This window comes from Roseitranquillus sediminis (assembly GCF_016918935.1).
Classification (GTDB): Bacteria; Pseudomonadota; Alphaproteobacteria; order Rhodobacterales; family Rhodobacteraceae; genus Roseitranquillus; species Roseitranquillus sediminis.
Window position 1 is genome coordinate 406,026 of sequence record NZ_JAFFOB010000005.1, and the last position, 17,584, is coordinate 423,609.

General features: G+C 67.7%; 18 protein-coding genes and 1 pseudogene. 3 read left to right on the forward strand and 16 right to left on the reverse strand.

From position 1 onward, the window contains the following. Positions 1-47: 47 nt before the first annotated feature. Together JM664_RS02565 and JM664_RS02570 are read right to left on the reverse strand one after the other, a co-directional pair. Positions 48-461: a PaaI family thioesterase gene (locus JM664_RS02565; RefSeq protein ID WP_227418322.1), complete on the reverse strand. Its 414-nt coding sequence runs from the start codon at positions 459-461 to the stop codon at positions 48-50. Next, a complete protein-coding gene (locus JM664_RS02570; RefSeq protein WP_227418323.1) occupies positions 458-1,672 on the reverse strand; it encodes a CaiB/BaiF CoA transferase family protein in 1,215 nt (404 codons plus the stop codon). The genes JM664_RS02565 and JM664_RS02570 overlap by 4 nt, the downstream gene beginning before the upstream one ends. A gap of 170 nt (positions 1,673-1,842) precedes the next feature. Here JM664_RS02570 and JM664_RS02575 point away from each other — a divergent pair, with 170 nt between their 5' ends. Next, a complete protein-coding gene (locus JM664_RS02575; RefSeq protein ID WP_227418324.1) occupies positions 1,843-3,006 on the forward strand; it encodes an acyl-CoA dehydrogenase family protein in 1,164 nt (387 codons plus the stop codon). A gap of 13 nt (positions 3,007-3,019) precedes the next feature. Here the strand turns inward: JM664_RS02575 and JM664_RS02580 are convergent, their stop codons facing one another. From JM664_RS02580 to JM664_RS02625, 10 genes are all read right to left on the reverse strand, one after another. After that, entirely contained in the window at positions 3,020-4,333 is a 1,314-nt protein-coding gene (locus JM664_RS02580; protein WP_319637511.1) for a mechanosensitive ion channel family protein, read from the reverse strand. 161 nt (positions 4,334-4,494) lie between these two features. Then, a complete protein-coding gene (locus JM664_RS02585; protein ID WP_227418325.1) occupies positions 4,495-4,938 on the reverse strand; it encodes a hypothetical protein in 444 nt (147 codons plus the stop codon). 176 nt (positions 4,939-5,114) lie between these two features. Further along, entirely contained in the window at positions 5,115-5,822 is a 708-nt protein-coding gene (locus JM664_RS02590) for a glutaredoxin (RefSeq protein WP_227418326.1), read from the reverse strand. Between the two features lie 142 nt (positions 5,823-5,964). Beyond that, the gene (locus tag JM664_RS02595) at positions 5,965-6,678 is read right to left on the reverse strand and encodes an ABC transporter permease (protein ID WP_227418327.1); all 714 of its coding nucleotides are present in this window, start codon (positions 6,676-6,678) and stop codon (positions 5,965-5,967) included. Continuing rightward, a complete protein-coding gene (locus JM664_RS02600) occupies positions 6,675-7,658 on the reverse strand; it encodes an ABC transporter ATP-binding protein (RefSeq protein WP_227418328.1) in 984 nt (327 codons plus the stop codon). Before JM664_RS02600 ends, JM664_RS02595 begins: the two co-directional genes overlap by 4 nt. Then, the gene (locus tag JM664_RS02605; RefSeq protein ID WP_227418329.1) at positions 7,655-8,815 is read right to left on the reverse strand and encodes an ABC transporter permease; all 1,161 of its coding nucleotides are present in this window, start codon (positions 8,813-8,815) and stop codon (positions 7,655-7,657) included. The genes JM664_RS02600 and JM664_RS02605 overlap by 4 nt, the downstream gene beginning before the upstream one ends. Before the next feature lie 10 nt (positions 8,816-8,825). Beyond that, positions 8,826-9,737, reverse strand: coding sequence for a glycine betaine ABC transporter substrate-binding protein OsmF (osmF, locus tag JM664_RS02610; protein WP_227418330.1), 912 nt, complete (start codon positions 9,735-9,737; stop codon positions 8,826-8,828). Positions 9,738-9,940: 203 nt separating this feature from the next. Then, positions 9,941-10,264, reverse strand: coding sequence for a hypothetical protein (locus JM664_RS02615; protein WP_227418331.1), 324 nt, complete (start codon positions 10,262-10,264; stop codon positions 9,941-9,943). Further along, positions 10,261-12,744 carry a cytochrome c oxidase subunit I gene (ctaD, locus tag JM664_RS02620; RefSeq protein WP_227418332.1) on the reverse strand — a complete coding sequence of 828 codons (2,484 nt, stop codon included), beginning with the start codon at positions 12,742-12,744 and terminating at the stop codon, positions 10,261-10,263. Before ctaD ends, JM664_RS02615 begins: the two co-directional genes overlap by 4 nt. Next, the gene (locus JM664_RS02625) at positions 12,741-13,298 is read right to left on the reverse strand and encodes a cytochrome c oxidase subunit II (protein WP_227418333.1); all 558 of its coding nucleotides are present in this window, start codon (positions 13,296-13,298) and stop codon (positions 12,741-12,743) included. The genes ctaD and JM664_RS02625 overlap by 4 nt, the downstream gene beginning before the upstream one ends. A gap of 129 nt (positions 13,299-13,427) precedes the next feature. On the opposite strand from JM664_RS02625, the gene JM664_RS02630 reads away from it, so the two are divergent. Continuing rightward, positions 13,428-13,943, forward strand: a complete 516-nt coding sequence (locus JM664_RS02630; RefSeq protein ID WP_227418334.1) for a DUF2231 domain-containing protein — start codon at positions 13,428-13,430, stop codon at positions 13,941-13,943. On the opposite strand, the gene JM664_RS02635 is transcribed toward JM664_RS02630, so the two are convergent. Both JM664_RS02635 and JM664_RS02640 read right to left on the reverse strand, forming a co-directional pair. Continuing rightward, positions 13,913-14,425: a CopD family protein gene (locus tag JM664_RS02635; RefSeq protein ID WP_227418335.1), complete on the reverse strand. Its 513-nt coding sequence runs from the start codon at positions 14,423-14,425 to the stop codon at positions 13,913-13,915. The genes JM664_RS02630 and JM664_RS02635 overlap by 31 nt on opposite strands. Further along, the gene (locus JM664_RS02640; RefSeq protein WP_227418336.1) at positions 14,422-15,120 is read right to left on the reverse strand and encodes a cytochrome c oxidase assembly protein; all 699 of its coding nucleotides are present in this window, start codon (positions 15,118-15,120) and stop codon (positions 14,422-14,424) included. The genes JM664_RS02635 and JM664_RS02640 overlap by 4 nt, the downstream gene beginning before the upstream one ends. 180 nt (positions 15,121-15,300) lie before the next feature. On the opposite strand from JM664_RS02640, the pseudogene JM664_RS02645 reads away from it, so the two are divergent. Further along, positions 15,301-15,711: pseudogene (locus JM664_RS02645) on the forward strand (IS5/IS1182 family transposase); the annotation flags it as partial. 227 nt (positions 15,712-15,938) lie between these two features. Here JM664_RS02645 and JM664_RS02650 read toward each other — a convergent pair. Further along, on the reverse strand, positions 15,939-16,205 hold the full coding sequence (locus JM664_RS02650) for a hypothetical protein (RefSeq protein ID WP_227418337.1): 267 nt from the start codon (positions 16,203-16,205) through the stop codon (positions 15,939-15,941). 111 nt (positions 16,206-16,316) lie between these two features. Then, positions 16,317-17,276 (reverse strand): autoinducer binding domain-containing protein, encoded by a 960-nt coding sequence (locus JM664_RS02655; protein ID WP_227418338.1) that lies wholly within the window; start codon positions 17,274-17,276, stop codon positions 16,317-16,319. Positions 17,277-17,584: the final 308 nt, after the last annotated feature.

The window sequence follows — 17,584 nt, forward strand, 5'->3', positions numbered from 1 at the left end:
ACAAGCCGCGCCGAGCGCAGCGGGTTCCACGGGCAGGGGCGCCGTGGTCAGGTGCCGAGCTTCTTCCAGACGCCGCGCGCGGACAGCACCTCCGTCTCGTCGACATAGAGCGTGCCCTCCAGGAAGAAGAGCGTGCGCGTGTTACGCACCAGCCGGGGCCGGCCGATCACCACGTCGCCCATCTTCACCGAGCCCAGGAAGTGCACGTCGAGCTGCACTGTCGCCTGGGGCCGGTGCTCGTTGTGCATCCGGCCGAACAAGCCGAGGAGACGGTCGGCCATGGTCATGAGCATGCCACCCTGCACGACTCCGAGCAGGTTCGCGTGCTTTCCCTCCGCCTGGAAAGCCAGCGTCAGGTCCCCGTTCTCCACCTTTTCCCAGATCGGTCCGACATGGCCGAGGAAGCCCTCGTCCTCGTGCGGGCGATATCCATGGGCGGGAAAGTCGAAGGGAACGGTCACACCACCCCCTCCTGCCGCAGCGCGTCGACCTCGTCCTCGCTGTAGCCGAGCCGCCGCCCCAGGATGGCGGCCGTGTCGGCGCCGACCGGGTGGCTCGGGTCCAGCGGCTTCAGCGGACTGCCCTCGAAGCGGAGCGGGCTGTGCGGCAGGACGATCCGGCCGAGCTCGGGGTGGTCGACGCGCTGCAGGCTGCCGCGGGCGTGCATGTTCTCATCCTCGATCACCTCGGCGAGCTCACGCACCGGAGCGCAGGGCACGCCCGCGACAAGCATCAGGCGGGCGATCTCGTCCCGCGGGCGCCCTGCGGTCCAGCCCTCCAGCAGCTCGTCCACCGCCGCCATGTTCTCAACCCGCGAGGTTCGGCTGACGAAGCGCGGATCGTCCTCGAGATCCTCGCGACCGATCACGCGCAGCATCGCGCGGAAGTCCGCGTCGCCGGGCGCGTTCAGCACCACGAAGCCGTCCGACGCGCGATAGCTGTTGTAGGGCGAGATGCCGAGGCCGCCGTGGCGGTTGCCGGTGCGCGACGGCGCCGCGTCCCCCATCGCCATCAGCATCCCGAGGTTCGAGGTCATCGTCGCGTAGGTCGCGTCCTGCATCGACACCTCCACCACGCGGCCATGACCCGTCCGCTCGCGCTCGTAGAGCGCCGTGACGATGGCCGCGTAGAGGTGGACGCCGGCACTGAAGTCGCAGAGCGCCGGCCCCGCCTTGACCGGCGGCTGGTCGGGATGGCCGGTGATGCTGATGACGCCGGTCATCGCCTGCATCACCAGGTCCATGGCCGGATAGCTCCGGTAGGGCCCGTCCTTGCCGTAGCCCGAGCTCGAGCCGTAGATCAGCCTCGGATTGATCTCCCGCAGGACGGCGGGACCAATGCCGAGCCGGTCGGTGGTGCCTGGCGAGAAATTCTCGACCACGACGTCCGCGCGCGTCACGAGGTCGAGCAGGATCGCCTTGCCCCGCGTGCTCTTGAGGTCCAGCGTCATGCTCTCCTTGTTCGAGTTCAGCATCGCATAGGCCATCGCCGCGGGTCCGGCGTTGCCGCGGCTCCTGAGATGCTCGCCGCCCTTCGGCTCGACCTTGATCACCTCCGCGCCGGCCAGTGCCAGCAGGAGCGTGGCGTAGGGACCGTTATAGATGTGCGACAGGTCGATCACCGTCACGCCAGCCAGCGGCAGCGGCGCCGCCTCCCTGCCCAGATGATCCATCGTCTCCCTCCGGTTATTGCCGCGTCTCGAACCTTGTGCAGCCCGGCGGCCGCTGCGATCGCGATGCGCGTTGCTGAAGCCGGAGTGCATCGCCCTCGCCGCGCGCCGGGTTTATGGATACGCTTGTACGCCGGCGGATGCACCGGCGCCAGCCGCGAAGGGGAAGATACATGAAGCTCGAGCTCACCGACGAACAGCGCGCCATGGCAGAGAGCGTTCGCCAGCTTGCGAACGACAAGTTCCGCGCGCGGGTGCCGCGATATCAGGACGGCACGTTCCCGTGGGAGAACGTCAAGGATCTGGCCGATCTGGGCGTGCTGGGAATGGCGGTGCCGGAGGAGTACGGCGGCCTCGGCCTGCCGGTGCTCGACTGCGCCATCGTGCTCGAGGAGATCGCCAAGGTTTGCTACGTGACCGCGATGGCCGCGCTCGGCATGATGGGCGTGCAGAACCGCATCATCGCCCGCTACGCCCCGGAAGAGATCCGCCAGAGCATCCTGCCCGGCGTCTGCACCGGCGACGTCATCCTCGCCATCTGCATGACCGAGCCGCATGCCGGGACCGACGTCGCGAACTACAGGACGAATACCCGCGTGATGAACGACCGGCTGGTGATGAACGGCACCAAGACGCTCATCAGCCGCGCGGACGAGGCGGAGTGGTTCGTGGTCTTCACCCGGATCGATGGCCAGCCGGGGCGCGAGGGGATCGGCTGCGTCCTCGTCAACCGCGACGCGCCGGGCTTCGAGGTCACGGGCCGCTATCATACGATGGGCGGCGAGAACCTGGCCGAGATCCAGTTCACCGACTGCGAGATGCCGCTCGAGCAGCTGATCATCCGCGAAGACGGGTTCCGCAAGCTGCTCAGCGCCTTCAACACGCAGCGCTGCATGAACCCGGCGATTTCGCTCGGGCTTGCCGAGGGGGCGTTCGGTGAGGCCGTACGCTACGCCCGCGACCGCGAAGCGTTCGGGCGCCCGATCGGCACGAAGCAGGGGATGCGCTGGATGCTGGCCGAGATGTACCGCGAGATCGAGGTCGCCCGCTCGATCCTCTACCGCGCCTGTGCCACCGCCGATCCGTTTCCAGACCCCTACCTTGCCGCGATCGCCAAGATGCATTGCAACGAGATGGCGCTGCGGGTCACGAATACCGCGCTTCAGGTCCATGGCGGCTATGGCTTCACCGACGAGTACCCCGTCTCGCACTTCTACCGCGGCGCCCGCTACGGCACCCTCGGTGGCGGCACGACCGAGACGCTGAAGGACCTGGTCGGCAAGCGGGTCTACGACACCTTCCCCGAAGACGGCTTCCTGGGGACTGGCGCGTTCTGACGCGGTCGTCCCGCTATTCCTGCGGCGCGTCGCGTCTGAGCAGGTCCTCTTCGTCCCGGCGCTCGGCCGAGACCAGCGCGATGAGCGCCTTCTCCTCGGACTGCTGGAAGGCCTGCGGCGGCGCCTCAATGGCCGGGCGCTGGCGCGGCGCCGGTGCGGGCGCCTCCATGGGCGCGCCCACGCCTTCAAGGCGGATGCGATACGTGGTGTCGGGGATCGAGACGCCGGCGGCCTCGATCGCCGCCTTGACCAGCCGAATCGCGTCGCTCCGGGCGGTGGCGAAGCCGGTCGCCTCCTGGTCGATCCAGCCCGTCACGCGCAGGATTGCGCCTGACTCGTTGAGGTTCTCGATCCATACGAGCGCCTCGGGCCGGGCCAGCACGAAGGGCATCTCGCCCAGCGCCCGCTGCACCAGCAAGCGTGTGCCCTCCAGGTCCGCCTCGGGATCGATCCCGATGTCGAAGACAAAGCGGCGCTCGGGATTCCGCGTGTAGTTGACGAGCCGGCTCTTGAAGACGGTCGCGTTCGGGATGCGGATGTGGTTGCCGTCGAGCGACAGCAGTATCGTCGCGCGCGAGGTCAGGCGGATGACGCGCCCCGAGTCGCCCTCGATCTCCACCAGGTCGTTCGGCCTGAACGGCTGGCGCAAGCTCAGCATGACCGAGGCGACGAAGTTCTCGACCGTGTCGCGCACCGCAAAGCCGATGGCGAGGCCGACGATGCCGGCCGCGCCCAGGATCGTGCCGAGGAGCGCCGTCGCTCCCGCGAGGTCGAGCGCCATGACGAGACCCGCGAGAGCGAAGACGATCCGCACCGCCTGACGGTAGATGCCGGCGATGAAGGCGTTGGGCGCGAGCCGGTCCCACAGCCGCGCCCGCGCCGCGAGCCAGCCCAAGGCCACGACGGCCGCGAAGATCGCTCCGGCGAGCAGCAGCAGGGGAAGGCGCGCGATCACCTGCGCGACCCGCGTCTGGAACCGGCCGACAGCAGGATCCAGCTGCTCGGCCAGCGCGCTTGTCTCGATCAGGTCGTTTCGGACGGCAACCACGCCCTCAAGGCGCGCGGCGATGGCGCCCACCTCCTCGCTGATGGAGGGGTCCGCCACCTCACCCGTCAGGGTGACGACGCCGGCCTCGACCTCCGCCGCGATCCCGTCGCGGTCGAGCGCCTGCAGGATCTGACGCAGCCGTGCGGCAATGGCGGCGTCGGGCCGCACGTCCTCGATCGCGATGGGCGGCTGGGGCGGCGCCGTCTCTTCCTGTGCGAGGGCGGGCAAGGCGATCGCGGGCAGCAGCGAGAGCACCAGGATTGCGGAGCGGATCATCATCGGCCGACGGTAGCCGTCGCGATCACTGGCCGCCAGCAGGTCGCAGTCGCTGGTGGTTTTCTCTACTGCGAGTCCGATGGTGTGTCGGCGCGAACGTCCAACGAAAAGAGGCGGACCCGAAGGTCCGCCTCTCTGCACTCGTCAAAGAACGCGTAGTGCGATCAGCGCGCGGCCTTGGCCACCCGCGTGCCCTTCGCGGCGGTCTTGCTGACGGCCGCGTCGGTGTTGGCGGCGACGCTCTGCGCGACGCGCTCGCCGGTGGCGGTGAAGAGTTCGGCCGTGTCGGTCTGGGCCTGCTTCACGACGCCGCCGAACGCTTCGGCGGTGCGGCGCGACAGCTCGATCTGGGCCTGCGAGAAGGCGGCGACGGCTTGGGCGTAGTCGGCGGGCTCGTCACGGACCGTGGTCACGTCGCGCAGGCGGGCGATGGTCTCGTTGGTCGAGGCGCTGGCAATCTCGTTCGATTTCGAGGCGGCTTCGATCGCGATGTTCGAGAAGCGCTCGCCGAAGGTCGCCCAGGTCTTCCAGACGTCGGCGGCAGGGCCGTTGGCGAAGCCCGGGTTCAGCTTTGCGAAGAGTTCGGTGAAGTCTTGCGGGTTGGTCATCTGGTCATCTCCGGCATGTGTGTGCGTTTGCGGCGGACCACACTGATATGCATGCTGCGTCGCAGCATTTCAACCCTCTTTCGCTGCAGCGCAGCATTTCCTCGGGCGGCAAGTCGAAGCGTAAGGTCGTCCCGAGAAGTTCTCTTGCTCCGTCAGTGACTTGGTCACTGCGCCCTCTAGGCGAGGGCCTTGACTGCCATCCAAACGCCCATGAAGAGCATCATGACGTTCTCCGTTAGCGACACGAACCCCAGCCGCACATTGCTGGACCCGCCGACGCAGGCACACTTCAACTCGCGCTTGTCGACGTAGACGGCCTTGAAGACAGAGACGGCTCCGACTGCGCCAATGAAGATCGCCACCGGAGAGGCGATCCAGATCAGCACCCCGGCGATCATCAGGATACCCGCCAGCGCCTCGCCGAACGGGTAAAGGTATCCGTACCGCACCCACCGCTGCGCAAGCAGGTCGTAATTCAGGAACATCGTCGAGAAGCTCTCGACGTCCTGCAGCTTCTGCACCGCTAGCAGCGTCATGGCGAAGGCGATGAACCACTCGAACGCCCGGAGCGTCAGCAGCGAGCCGAAGGTGTACCTGCTGACCGCGAGCGCCATGAGCGCAGAGACCGCGAATATGGCGATGACCGGCTGAAAGCTCGTCTCGCCCTCACCCTTGAGTTCCTCGCCGAAGTGCTTGCGAAGGTCCTCGTAGCCGCCGATTCGCTCGCCGCCGATGAAGGCCTGCGGAGTCGTGTCCACGTCGTGCTCACTCTGGAACCGCTCCGTCTCTTCCCGCGTCGTGAGCCAATTGTCGTCGACCGTGAAGCCCTTGCGCTCGAGCAGAGCCTTCGACTTGAGCCCGAAGGGGCAGAGATGCTCCTCCATCACCATCCGGTAGAGGACGGCGCGCTTGCCGTCGGTCCGGGCGTCGTGCCTGATCTGCTCGTCGAGTGCCGTGCGACCTCCGTCGCCTCGTTCTCCAAGAAGGGGAACAGCGCAGGGTGGCGCGAGTTCCGGTGCCGGCGTCCTACCGCTCGAAAAGGCGGAAGGCCCCGTCGACGATGATGGCGAGCAGCGCCACGAGTATGGCGCCCTGCGCGATGAACGCCTGATTGCCCGCCTGCAGGCCGGCGATGATGACCTCGCCCAGACCCTTGGCACCGACGGTGCTGCCGATGGTCGCCGTGCCGATGTTGATGATCGTCGAGATGCGGATACCCGCCAGGATGACCGGCGCAGCGAGCGGCAGCTCGACCTGCCGCAGGATCGCGGGCTTCGACATACCCATCCCGCGCGCGGCCTCCAGCGTCGCGGGTGGCAGGCCGCGCAGCCCGGCGACCGTATTTTCGAAGACCGGCAGGAGGCCGTAGGCGTAGAGCGCGATGAAAGTGGGCTCAAACCCGAAGCCCACGATCGGCACCGTCACGGCGAGCACGGCGATCGGTGGGAAGGTCTGTCCGAGGTTGGAGATCGTCCGCGCCAGCGTCATCAGGTCGCCGCCTCGGTTGCGGGTCACGAGGATGCCCAGCGCGACGGCGGTGATGACGGCGGCGGTCTCGGCCGCCGCAACGACCGCGACATGCCACAGCACGAGCATCGCGAGCGGCTGGCGGTCGTAGATGATCTGCTGGCCCGGATCGTTCAGAAGCGCGAGCAGCGGCGCGAAGAGCTGCGGCTGCAGCGCCAGCGCCAGGAACAGCACGGCGGCGATCAGCAGCCCGATCGCCCGGCCCCGCCTCAAGCGCGCCGCCCCACGCGCCAGACATCCTCGGCGCGCACTGCACCCACGAGCATGCCCGCTTCCACCAGCGGCAGGCTGTCCGCACCCTCCCAGATAATCCGCGACGCCGCCTCGCGGAGCGTATCCGAGGGCGCGAGCGGCAGGATCCTCCGGCCTGACGCCTGATCCACCACGGCGCCGTCCAGAACCTCCCATCCTTCCACCTTGTGGGGCGTCGCGATCTCCGCCACCCCGTGCAGCGACAGGATGCGCAGCGCGCGATCGTCGAGGCCCACGAACTGCCGCACGAAGCCCTCCTGCGGCTCGCGGAGCAGGAGCTCGGACCGGCCGATCTGCAGAATTCTTCCGGTATCCATCACGGCGATCCGGTCGGCGAGCTTGAACGCCTCATCCATGTCGTGCGTGACGAGGATCACGGTCGTCCCGAGTCGGCGCTGGATCGCCTCGAACTCGTCCTGCAGATGCGCCCGCGTCACCGGATCGAGCGCCCCGAACGGCTCGTCCATCAGGAGGACCGAGGGTTCGGCCGCCATCGCCCGCGCCACACCCACCCTCTGCTGCTGACCGCCGGAGAGCTGCGCGGGGTACTTGTCGCCGAACTCGGCCGGGTCGAGCTGGAAGAGCTCCAGAAGCTCGCGCACCCGCGCGTCGATCCGCGCCCGGTCCCAACGCATCAGACGGGGGACGGTGGCGATGTTGCGCGCGACCGTCCAGTGCGGGAAGAGCCCCACCCCCTGGATGACGTAGCCGATCCCGAGGCGCAGCTCCTCGAGCGGAACCTGCATGATGTCGCGCCCGTCAATACGGACCGTCCCCTCCGTCGGGTCGATCAGCCGGTTGAGCATCCTGAGCGTGGTGGACTTGCCGCAGCCCGATGTGCCGACGAGCGCCAGCACTTCTCCGTCCTCCACGCGAAAGCTCACGTCGTCGACCGCGGTTGTCGCGCCGAAGCGCTTCGTCAGGCCCTCGACCTCGATCATCTCCGTCGTCCCTTCAGCAGGTCGATCACGGCGTCCAATACGATCGTCGCGACGATGGCGAGCGCCACGATGGGCAGCGTGCCGAGCAGCACGAGGTCCATCGCCGTCTGGCCCATGCCGCGGAAGATGAGCGTGCCGAACCCGCCGCCGCCGATCAGCGCCGCGATGGCCGCCAGCCCGATGTTCTGCACGACCACGATCCGCACGCCGGTCAGGATGATCGGCGCGGCCAGCGGCAACTCGACCTGAATCAGCAGGCCGCGCCGGGTCATTCCCATGGCGCGCCCGGCCTCGCGGCTCTGCGCCGGGATGGCGGCGAATCCGGCAACGGTATTCGTCACGATCGGCAGCAGCGAGTAGAGCGTCAGCGCGATGAGCGCCGGCGTCGCGCCCACGCCGGCGACGCCCAGCCGCCGCAGGTCCGGCACCGCCGCGACGAGGGCCGCGAGCGGCACCATGAGCAGCCCAAACATCGCGATGCTGGGAGTCGTCTGCAGGATGTTGAGGATGGGGATCGCGGCCCGCCGCCAGCGCGGCGACGCGAAGCAGGCCCGACCCAGCGGCAAGCCGATCGCAAGCGCGGGCAGGAGGCTGCCGCCGACCAGCAGCAGGTGCCCCCAGAAGGCGGAACGGAACGCGCCCGCGTTCGCACGGTACTCCTGCATGATGGAGAGCCCGTCGAACCAGCCGCTAACGAGCGCCGTTCCGAATGCGGCGGCCATGAGCGCCGTCAGTCCCAGCCGAAGGAGCGGCGGCGGCTCGAGCCGCGAAAGACCCTCCGCTGCCGCGAGCGCGAAGGACGCCACCATCAGCCAGAAGCCGCCGCCGAGCGAAATTCGTGCCAGATCGCCCGCCTCGGCAAGTCTGGCGTCCGCCTCGCGGCCGACGAGGAAGAGCGCCAGCGCCACTCCCGCGACCGACAGCCCGCCCCGCAAGGCCGGGCCGCTGATGAGCGGCACCAGCGCCGCCGCGAGCAGCGCCGCCACGGCTAAACCGCCCGCCGCCTCCCACAGATAGAGCGGGTCACCGCTTACGATCCGGTTCGGACGCACGGTAAGGAACGGCAGCGCCATCAGTCCCGCCACCGCCGGCACGGCGAAGACGAGGGCGGCGCCCTCGATGCCGCGGAAAGGCGCTGCCGCCGCGCCCGCGCTCATCCGCCGAACCCTACTGAACGAAGCCCTGCGACTGGAGATGGTCTCGCGCGACGGCCTGCGCGCTCTCGCCGCCGAGCTGGATCCGTGCGTTGAGCTGCTGCAGCGTCTCAAGGTCGAGGCTCTCGAAGACCGGCGCCAACAGTTCCTCGATCTGCGGGTTCGCCTCCAGCGCCTCCTCGCGGATGATGGGCGTCGGCGCATAGACCGGCTGCACCGACTTGTCGTCCTCCATCACTTTGAGCCCGACCTCCGAGATCGCGCCGTCCGTGCCGTAGACCATCGCCGCGTTGGCGCCGTCGGTCTGTTCGGCGGCGGCGCGGATCGTCGCCGCCGTGTCCCCGCCCGAGAGAATCAGCAGCTGGTCCGACGTCATCTCGAACCCGTAGGCCTCCTGAAACGCCGGCAGGGCTGCCTCGGAGTTCACGAACTCCGACGAGGCCGCGAGCTTGATCTCGCCACCCTCCGCGATGTACGCACCGAGGTCCGACATGGTGTCGAGGTCGTGCTCCGCGGCGACGTCCTGACGGACCGCGATGGCCCAGGTGTTGTTGGCCGGAGCAGGCGTCAGCCAGACGATGTTGTTGGCTTCGGCATCGAGCCGTTTCGCCTCTGCATACCCCTCCTCGGCGTTGCGCCAGACGTCGGAGCCGGCCTCGTCGAAGAAGAAGGCCGCATTGCCGGTGTATTCGGGATAGATGTCGATCTCGCCGCTGGTGATCGCCTGCCGCACGATCGGCGTCGCCCCGAGGCTGACGCGGTCGGTGACGTCGAGGCCCGCATCCTCGAGCACCAGCTTGATCATGTTTCCGAGAAGGTTGCCCTCGGTGTCGATCTTCGATCCGACAACGACCTGAGCGGAGGCACTACCCGCGCTAAACGCCAATGCCGCGCCCAGAAGGGCGGCTGAAAAGATGCTCTTCATGAATGGTCCCTCGCTGTTCGGCACATTCGAGGTTCTAGGTCATCTTCAGAAAGGACAACCGCAAACTTCCGGCGCCGCGTTCATTGCCGCGGATGGCCGCGGCGGGTGCGAGCCGCAGGCCGAGACCTCCCGAGGTCACGAGATCAGGAAGGAGTGAGCGGATCGGCCGCCGAAGACGAAGCCGCGAGGGAAAGCGGGCCGGATCAGTCGCAAGCGGACATCACGGCGACGGGGAGCAACGTCCAGAGCGTCGCGACGAGCCCGACCCAGGCCAGCGCGACGCTGGTCCGCCGGACGAAGGGCGCGGCAGAGCCGAAGCGATTTGAACCGAGCGTCGGGATCAGGCTGAGCTGGAGGAGAACCGCCGCGCCCCAAGCGGCGAGCAGAGCGACCCGGAAGAGCGAGATCGACAGGAGCTCGACATCGGCCCAGCCGAACGCGCAGCCGACGCCGTGCAGGCCGTAGACGCCACTGAACGCCGCGAGCCAGACGAGCGGCGCTACCAGGATGCGCAGGACGTCCGTCACGCCAGCCAGCCGGGTAGGTGCGCGACGACCAGCACCAGGATTGTGACCAGCGCCAGGTAGTCCGCCCAGAGGCAGACGATTGGGAACTCCGCCCGGCGCGCCGGCGAGGTGAACCCGCGGCGCACCCGCACGATGAGGAAGGTCTGCATAAGGCCCGCAAGCGCGGCGTGAAAGAGCGCGTAGCCGCCGAGCACGAAGAGCGTGGCGTCGTAGGCATGACCCGCCGGCGCAGGGACGCGTATCATCAGCGAGGCCACCGCCAGCGCGGCCGCCGCCGTTCCGGTCAGCGCGACCGCGAGGCCCGCGACGCCGGTACCACGAGATCGGTTGCCGCGGATGGCGATCCGCATGCCGATCGAAGCGACGAGCGCTCCGGCCAGACCCACCCCCAGCTCCAGGAGCGATGGCTCCAGCAGCTCCGGCGGAGGCCAGCCCGGCGCGACGGTCCAGAGGAAGGCGTAGCCGAAGAGGAGGGAGCCGAAGAAGGTGGCGTCGGCCGCCAGCAGGAACGCCGACCCCCACCAGCCGGGAGCTCGGTCCGTCTCTCCCGAAACCGGCAGCCGCTCGCCGCGGCCAGCCTCCTGCGGGCCGAGATCAACGGGCTGCGCGAGGCTCCAGACCCACCGCCAGCCAACTGTCGCGATCCCGGCAAGGGCGATGGGGGTCAGCCAGTAGACCTTGATGAGAAGCGACAGGAAGAAGAGGCCTGTAATTGCCGCGAAGACGATCGGCAGGCGCGTGTTGCCGGGGTAGATCACCATGTACTCTGGGGTTCCGCTGCTCGGCTCGACCGTCAGCGTCTCGCGCCGGTCGAGGGCGGGGTCGGCGAGCCAGCCCTCACCCCTCGCCAGCCGGACGGCGAGGTGGGGGTCGCTCGAGACCGGATCGCGCGTCTCGACCACCGGCAGGCTCGCGAAGTTGTAGGCGGGCGGCGGCGCCGGCATTGCCCATTCGAGGCTGCCGGCGTGCCACGGATTACGCCTACCCCGGACGGCGACCACGAAGTGCAGCAGCACGTCGAGCAGGACCATGGCGAGGCCGATGGCGAGGACGAAGCTCGACACAGAGGAGACAAGGTTGATCGTCGTCCATCCCGCCTCGGCGTCGTAGGTCTCGATGCGCCGCCGCTGCCCCAGCAATCCGACCCAGTGCATCGCCAGGAATGTGCCGTGGAAGCCCACGAAGATCAGGCCGAATGCGAGCTCTCCCAGCTTGAAGAACCGCGTGCGCCCGGTGAAGAGCGGCAGCCAGTAGTAGATCGCTGCGAGGATCGGGAAGACGAAACCGCCGAAGAGTACGTAGTGCAGGTGCGCGGTGACGAAGGCGGTGTCGTGCGCCTGCCAGTCGAAGGGCACGATCGCCACCATCACGCCGGTCAGCCCGCCCATCACGAAGGTGACGAAGAACCCCAGGATGTGCAGCATCGGCAGGTGCAGCTCCGGCCGGCCCTTCCACATCGTGCCGATCCAGGCGAAGACCTGCACCCCCGTCGGCACCGCCACCAGCGTCGAGGCGGCGGAGAAGAACGCCAGGCCCATGTGCGGGATGCCGGTGGTGAACATGTGGTGGACCCAGAGCCCGAAGCTCAGGAACGCCAGCGCCACCGCCGCCGCGACGACCCAGCCGTAGCCGAGTAGTGTCGTGCGGCACATCACCGGAATCACGGTCGATATCACGCCCGCGGCGGGCAGGAAGATGATGTAGACCTCGGGGTGGCCGAAGAGCCAGAAGAGGTGCTGCCAGAGCAGACTGTCGCCGCCGAGTTCGGCTTGGAAGAACGGCAGGCCGAATGCCCGTTCGACCTCGAGCAGGACGGAGCCGAGGATCAGCGGCGGAAAACCCGTCAGGATCATCAGCGAGGTGACGAGCGCGTACCAGGCGAAGATCGGCATCTTGTCCAGCGACATGCCGGGAGCGCGATAGCGCAGGATCGAGACACAGAACTCGACCGCGGCGCATATCGCCGAAATCTCAACGAAGGTGATCCCGATCAGCCAGAAGTCGGTGTTGATGCCGGGCGAGTAGATCGGTCCGGTCAACGGCGGGTACATGAACCAGCCGCCATCGGGAGCGATCCCGGCAAGCAGCGAGAAGAGCAGCATCCCGCCGCCGAAGAAGTAGCACCAGTAGCCGTAGGCTGTGAGCCGCGGATAGGCGAGGTCGCGCGTCCCCAGCATCTTGGGCAGCAGGTAGATCGCCAGCCCCTCGAAGGTGGGGATCGCGAACAGGAACATCATGATGGTCCCGTGCATCGTGAAGAGCTGGTTGTAGACTTCGGGGCCGGCGAAGGCGGAGTGCGGCGTCGCGAGCTGCGCCCGGATCAGCATCGCGAGGATGCCGCCCACGAGGAAGAAGAAGAACGACGTGGCGAGGAACATCCGGCCGACGTCGGTATGGTTGACGGTACTGAACCAGCCCTTCCAGCCGGGCTCGGACGCCCAGATCGCCGTCAGCCTGCGGTGCCGGCGGAGCGCGCTCACGGCGCCTCTCCACGCAGGAAGGCCTGCCAGTCCGCCTCGTCGTGTGCGATCACCAGAAACTCGTGCTCCTCGTATCCCTCGCCGTTAAACTCGGCCGTAAGTCCATCGTAGGTGCCGGGCGCGTCGGCCTCGATCCGCAGGACGTTGACGTGGCCGGGAATGGCGTCGAGCTTGCCGGCAAGCCGCGGCACCCAGAAGCTGTGGACGACATCGACGCTGGTGATCGCCACGTCGACGGGGCGGCCCGCCGGGATGTGCAGCACGTTCTCGGTGACGTGCCCGGGAAGTTCCTCGTAGCCGAAGCTCCAGCTCCACCGCTCCGCGACTGCCCGGACGGCCACCGTCTCGGCCGAGTCGCGCGGCAGCAGCCGTTCGCCGACAGTCAAGCCGTAGGCCAGCAGTGCCGCCAGGATCGTCATCGAGAAGCCGAGGCCGAGGCCGATGATCCAGAAGCGCGTCTGCCCGCGCTCGTCCGGGGGAACGGACCGGGGCCGGAAAGCCAGCGCCAACAGCACCAGGACGAATGCCAAGATCAGCGTCGCGCCGGCGAACATCACCCACCAGAGCGTGCCGATCGCCCGCGCCGCCGGCCCCGCCGGGTCGAGAGTGGAGAGCGCCCCCTCGCAACCAGCAAGGACGAGCGGCGTTATTCCAGCAATTAGACCGCAACGGAGGCGCCGGCGATGGCCGAAGAGAGATTTCAGGGCGAGGACGAGCAGTTGATCGACCCGATCTCGGAACGGCCGGGCTACGACGAGACCGAGTCGCAGATTGCCATCCTTGGCCACCCGATCCATGCGATGAGCGTATCGTTCCCGGTCGCGCTGACCTTCTGCGTATTCGGCGCCGACCTGCTCTACTGGTGGACGGGCGACATCTTCTGGGCGAGGGCCGGGATTTGGGCGGCAGGGACGGGGTTTCTCTTCGGCATGCTTGCCGGCTTCTCCGGCACCGCCGAGATCCTGCTGGTGAGCGGCATCCGCGCCCGTGCCGCCGCCTGGACGCACTTCATCATCGCGGTGACGCTGCTCGCGCTGCTCGGGGCGAACTGGGGCCACAGGCTCTATGGCTACGAGACGGCGGTGCTGCCCTACGGCATCCTGCTGTCGGGCCTCTGCGTGCTGATGGTGTCGTTCACTGGCTGGCATGGCGGCAAACTCGTCTTCGACTATCGTCTCGGTACGTCAAAGGGAAAGTGACCGCCGTGGGGCTCGCGCAGCCACTGGGGCAACTCGATCCAGTCGAGGTCGGGCTTGCCGAGCACCAGGACGAGGATCGCGAGGACCGGCAGGAGGATCGCGACCACGGGCAGGAGCGGCCGGGGCGGAGTATCGCGCCCTGGTGTCTCGGCCACCTCGACCATGATGTGACCGATCCAGGCATGAGCGGCCACCAGCAGCGCAACGAACAAGAGCTTGGCGTAAAGCCAAGGCACGAACGCCTCGCGCAGGAAGATGAGCCAAGTGCCCGCGACCACCGCGACTACCGCCGCGGGCGTGACGCAGGTCGTGTATGTCAGGTGCGTGGCGCGGCGGATGCGCCGATAGTCGTCCTGCGCCACCGCCGGATCGTGCCGTGACAGCATCAGCGGCAGCGCCAGCAACCCGCCGCACCAGATGCAGAGCGCCGCGATGTGGAAGGCCTTGAAGATCGGTATGGTGTCGCGGAGCCAGTCGATCACGCGCCCCGACCCTTCAGGTCCGACCAGCCACGCCGCGCCGCCGCGCCCGCCGCCACCGCGTAGGGCAGCCCGGCCGGCACCCACATGAGCAGCCCACCGAGCTGCTGGTCCGCGAGCGGCGTCAAACTCCACGCCAGCGGCGCAACTGCGTGCGCGGCGTAAAGCTGCTGGGGCGCGAAAGTCAGGATCGCGCCCAGCATTCCCATCTGCGTAAACCCTGCGACCACGAGGGCCAGCGCCTCCACGGGCGATCGATCGGCGGCGAAGACGTCGCGCCAATACCAGAGCGCGCTCGTAACGAGCGAGACCTGCATCAGCCAGTAGACACCCATGTGCGACAGGGCCAGGTCATAGGCCGACGGTACGTGCCAGACCCAGAGGACCGCCGTCGAGACGGTGAACGACAGCCCCGGGTTCCTCGTCCGCCACGCGGGCATCGACCATGCGAAGAGCGGCGCCGCCACGGCAACCAGCAGCAGGTGATGCACGACCCGGGCCGAAAAGAGCGCCGACGAGAGCGCACAGAGTGGCGAGACGAAGGCGACGACCAGAACGCCAACCGCTGCTGCGCCCGTCCGGTCACGGCCTGCGACTGCAGCGAGCAGCAGCAGGCCTCCGAGCAGATACGGGTCGAAGTTCCAGCTCGCCCAAATGGCATGGGGAACAGGTGGCGGGCCGCAATAGATCCCTTCCACTGCAAGTTCCTTTCTCGTGTCGCTGCGCCCACGTACACGGCCCCGGACGTTGAAACAGAAACCGCCTGGGACTCGCTCGTCGCCTCAACGGTTCAGTCGGGCTAACGGGTTCCGCCGTCGCGTTGACGGGACGTCCGAGGGACCGAAGCCGCCCCCGGCGATAGCGGTGCGCAGCAGCACCAGGTCGAGGTGCTGACCGATCGCCGCCCCGTTCTCGCTGTCGTCGACCGCGGCTACCGCGGGCACGGCGTCGAGACCACACGCGTGCTGATCAGCGGCACCCGCAGGGGCATCACGCCGTCACTGGCCAGGCTCCTGCGCCGCCGCAGCGCCATCGAGCCGTCGCCAATGATGCTCGAATCATTGGCGCATTCATTGGCGACCGGCCACATGAAGACCGACGGCCGGCTGACGCGCAGCCCGCTCAAGGGAACCACTGGCGACGCGCTCTTCGCCGTCCTCTGCGCCTGCGACCACAACCTCCGCAAGATCCTCGCCCACCTCAGGGCGCTCTTGGCTCTCCTGATCGCCGCCATCCTCGGCGCATTCAGGCCCGACAGCCCTCCCGAAATGGGCGCCGCCGGCGGCTGATCGGATTGTTCAGGCTGAACTACGATCTCTCTTGATCGTGCGGGCGGTTACGGCGGAAACGCGGATTGATCGCTTAGCCGAATGCTTCTCAGTTTCCGGCAGCAACGCGGAATTGCGAGTGCGTCGGAACTGCTTGCGCTACGGCATCTGGTGGGAGGGAAGGGTGTGGTTCGCGAGGGGCCGCACCCTTCTTCCGGGCGACAGGGCCATTTCGGCCGTCGTCGGCCTCAGGTCGCTTCTCTGGCTGACACGACGAGTGTCTCGATCGCCCGTGCTGTCCGCTCATTATCAAGCTCGCGCTGTGCCTCCGCCGCCCGAGACAGAGTGTCGAGAAACGTGCCACGCGATTGGGCATCAAGGCTGGCGGCAGTCATGACGAAGGCGTCACCCAGCGCCTCAACCTCGGATCGGAGTTCGGCGAGAGAGGCCTCCAGCCGCAGGACGCTGTCTTCCAGTTGCCCAAGCCGGATGTGCTCTTCCTGACGCTGGTTCATGTGCTCTTCGTCCCAATGGGATGGTCAACCTGCGGTTGCGACGTATCGGCCGCCGAAAAGCGGTGGATGTCAAGGTCGGCACAGCGTCTGCTTGTGATCGCGGCCGGCCGATCAGGCCGAGAGGCGGTGCACAGCCTCGTCCTCCGGATGCGTCGCGAGGGGCAGCGCCTGCAGGACGTCCCAGCCGCTGATGCGGGGCCGCGTCGGGACCACCTCGTCGGGATGGAAGATGGCAACGTCCAGCAGACCGCGGCGCGCCGCGATCAGCACCGCCTGGAAGATCGACTTGACCCCCAGCTTGCGGACGATCTGGGTCTGCACGTTCAGGGCGGAGCCGTAGCGGCAGGGCATCGACAGGGCGCGCGCCGGATCCTCGCTGAGCGCGACGAGGCGGAGGAAATGCACCTCCTCGGCGCTGAGCGGCGTCATCGTCGAGACGCCGACCTGGCTGAAGTAGCTGAGGGCGTCGCAGGTGGCAAAGGCGAGCGCATGCAGGTCATCCCGATACTTGCGGTACTGCGTTCGCGCGAAATCCGGGGTGCGAACCGTGTTGAGGATCACCGCGGCGACGAGACCTGTGGGATAAGCGATCTTGAAGATGACGCCGTTGCAGCCGATGCCACGCGCCTGAGCCGCTTTCAGGTAGCGCATTGGTGCGTCGTGGACCGGGATCAATTCATCGAGGAAGAGCTCGTGCTCGCGGGCCAGGATGCCTTCGATGATCGGATCGCCGTCGAAGAGCCGCAGCGCGTTGTAGTCGCCCCACCAATCGTCCGGCAGGGTCGAGAGGACCCGGCGCGAAAGATACCGGCCGCCTTCGTTCAGGACAATGAGCGTTGCCTCGTCGAAACCGAACTCGCGCGGCATGTCGCCGAAGATGCTTGCCGCCTGGTCGAGCGTCTCCGCGTCCTCGAGCTGGCTCAGCAGGCGCTCCGTTTCTGCCTTCCGGGGCGGAAATCCGCCCTCCTTTGTGATCCTGTCCCGAGCCCGGCGCAGTTCCGCGACGGTATCGGATTCCAGGCGCCCGTTCTGCTCGATCAGATCGTCCAGAAGTTCGGCAAACCAGTTCACGGTGTCCTCCAACGTTCTGTTGCGGCCGCTCCCGAGGTCGTCGTTCGCGGCGCCGGCGTGCACGTCGCACTTCCTGCGAGTTCTATGGCTCGGAATTCCTTACCTTGATCTTACCAGACTACCATGCGGCCTGCTGCTGCCACGAGCATCGTAGAGCGCTGCGCCCTCCTCTTTTGGACAACGATCACACAGGCTCCCGCCGAGGTTGGCGTCTCGCACCGTTCCCCGTCTCTGATCTTGCCCCCGTTTCGCCGGACACTCAGGCGGTTGCGGTTTGAGCTGCGATGAACTCGCGAGGCGAGCGCATC

What these genes read in the sequence shown, in the direction of transcription:
- JM664_RS02575 (WP_227418324.1), top strand. Translation starts at nt 1,843, where the DNA reads ATGAAGCTCGAGCTCACCGACGAACAGCGCGCCATGGCAGAGAGCGTT.
- JM664_RS02625 (WP_227418333.1), bottom strand. Translation starts at nt 13,298, where the DNA reads ATGTTCGCCGGCGCGACGCTGATCTTGGCATTCGTCCTGGTGCTGTTG.
- JM664_RS02650 (WP_227418337.1), bottom strand. Translation starts at nt 16,205, where the DNA reads ATGAACCAGCGTCAGGAAGAGCACATCCGGCTTGGGCAACTGGAAGAC.
- JM664_RS02590 (WP_227418326.1), bottom strand. Translation starts at nt 5,822, where the DNA reads ATGGAGGAGCATCTCTGCCCCTTCGGGCTCAAGTCGAAGGCTCTGCTC.
- JM664_RS02605 (WP_227418329.1), bottom strand. Translation starts at nt 8,815, where the DNA reads ATGAGCGCGGGCGCGGCGGCAGCGCCTTTCCGCGGCATCGAGGGCGCC.
- JM664_RS02585 (WP_227418325.1), bottom strand. Translation starts at nt 4,938, where the DNA reads ATGACCAACCCGCAAGACTTCACCGAACTCTTCGCAAAGCTGAACCCG.
- JM664_RS02580 (WP_319637511.1), bottom strand. Translation starts at nt 4,333, where the DNA reads ATGATGATCCGCTCCGCAATCCTGGTGCTCTCGCTGCTGCCCGCGATC.
- JM664_RS02630 (WP_227418334.1), top strand. Translation starts at nt 13,428, where the DNA reads ATGGCCGAAGAGAGATTTCAGGGCGAGGACGAGCAGTTGATCGACCCG.
- osmF (WP_227418330.1), bottom strand. Translation starts at nt 9,737, where the DNA reads ATGAAGAGCATCTTTTCAGCCGCCCTTCTGGGCGCGGCATTGGCGTTT.
- JM664_RS02600 (WP_227418328.1), bottom strand. Translation starts at nt 7,658, where the DNA reads ATGATCGAGGTCGAGGGCCTGACGAAGCGCTTCGGCGCGACAACCGCG.
- JM664_RS02570 (WP_227418323.1), bottom strand. Translation starts at nt 1,672, where the DNA reads ATGGATCATCTGGGCAGGGAGGCGGCGCCGCTGCCGCTGGCTGGCGTG.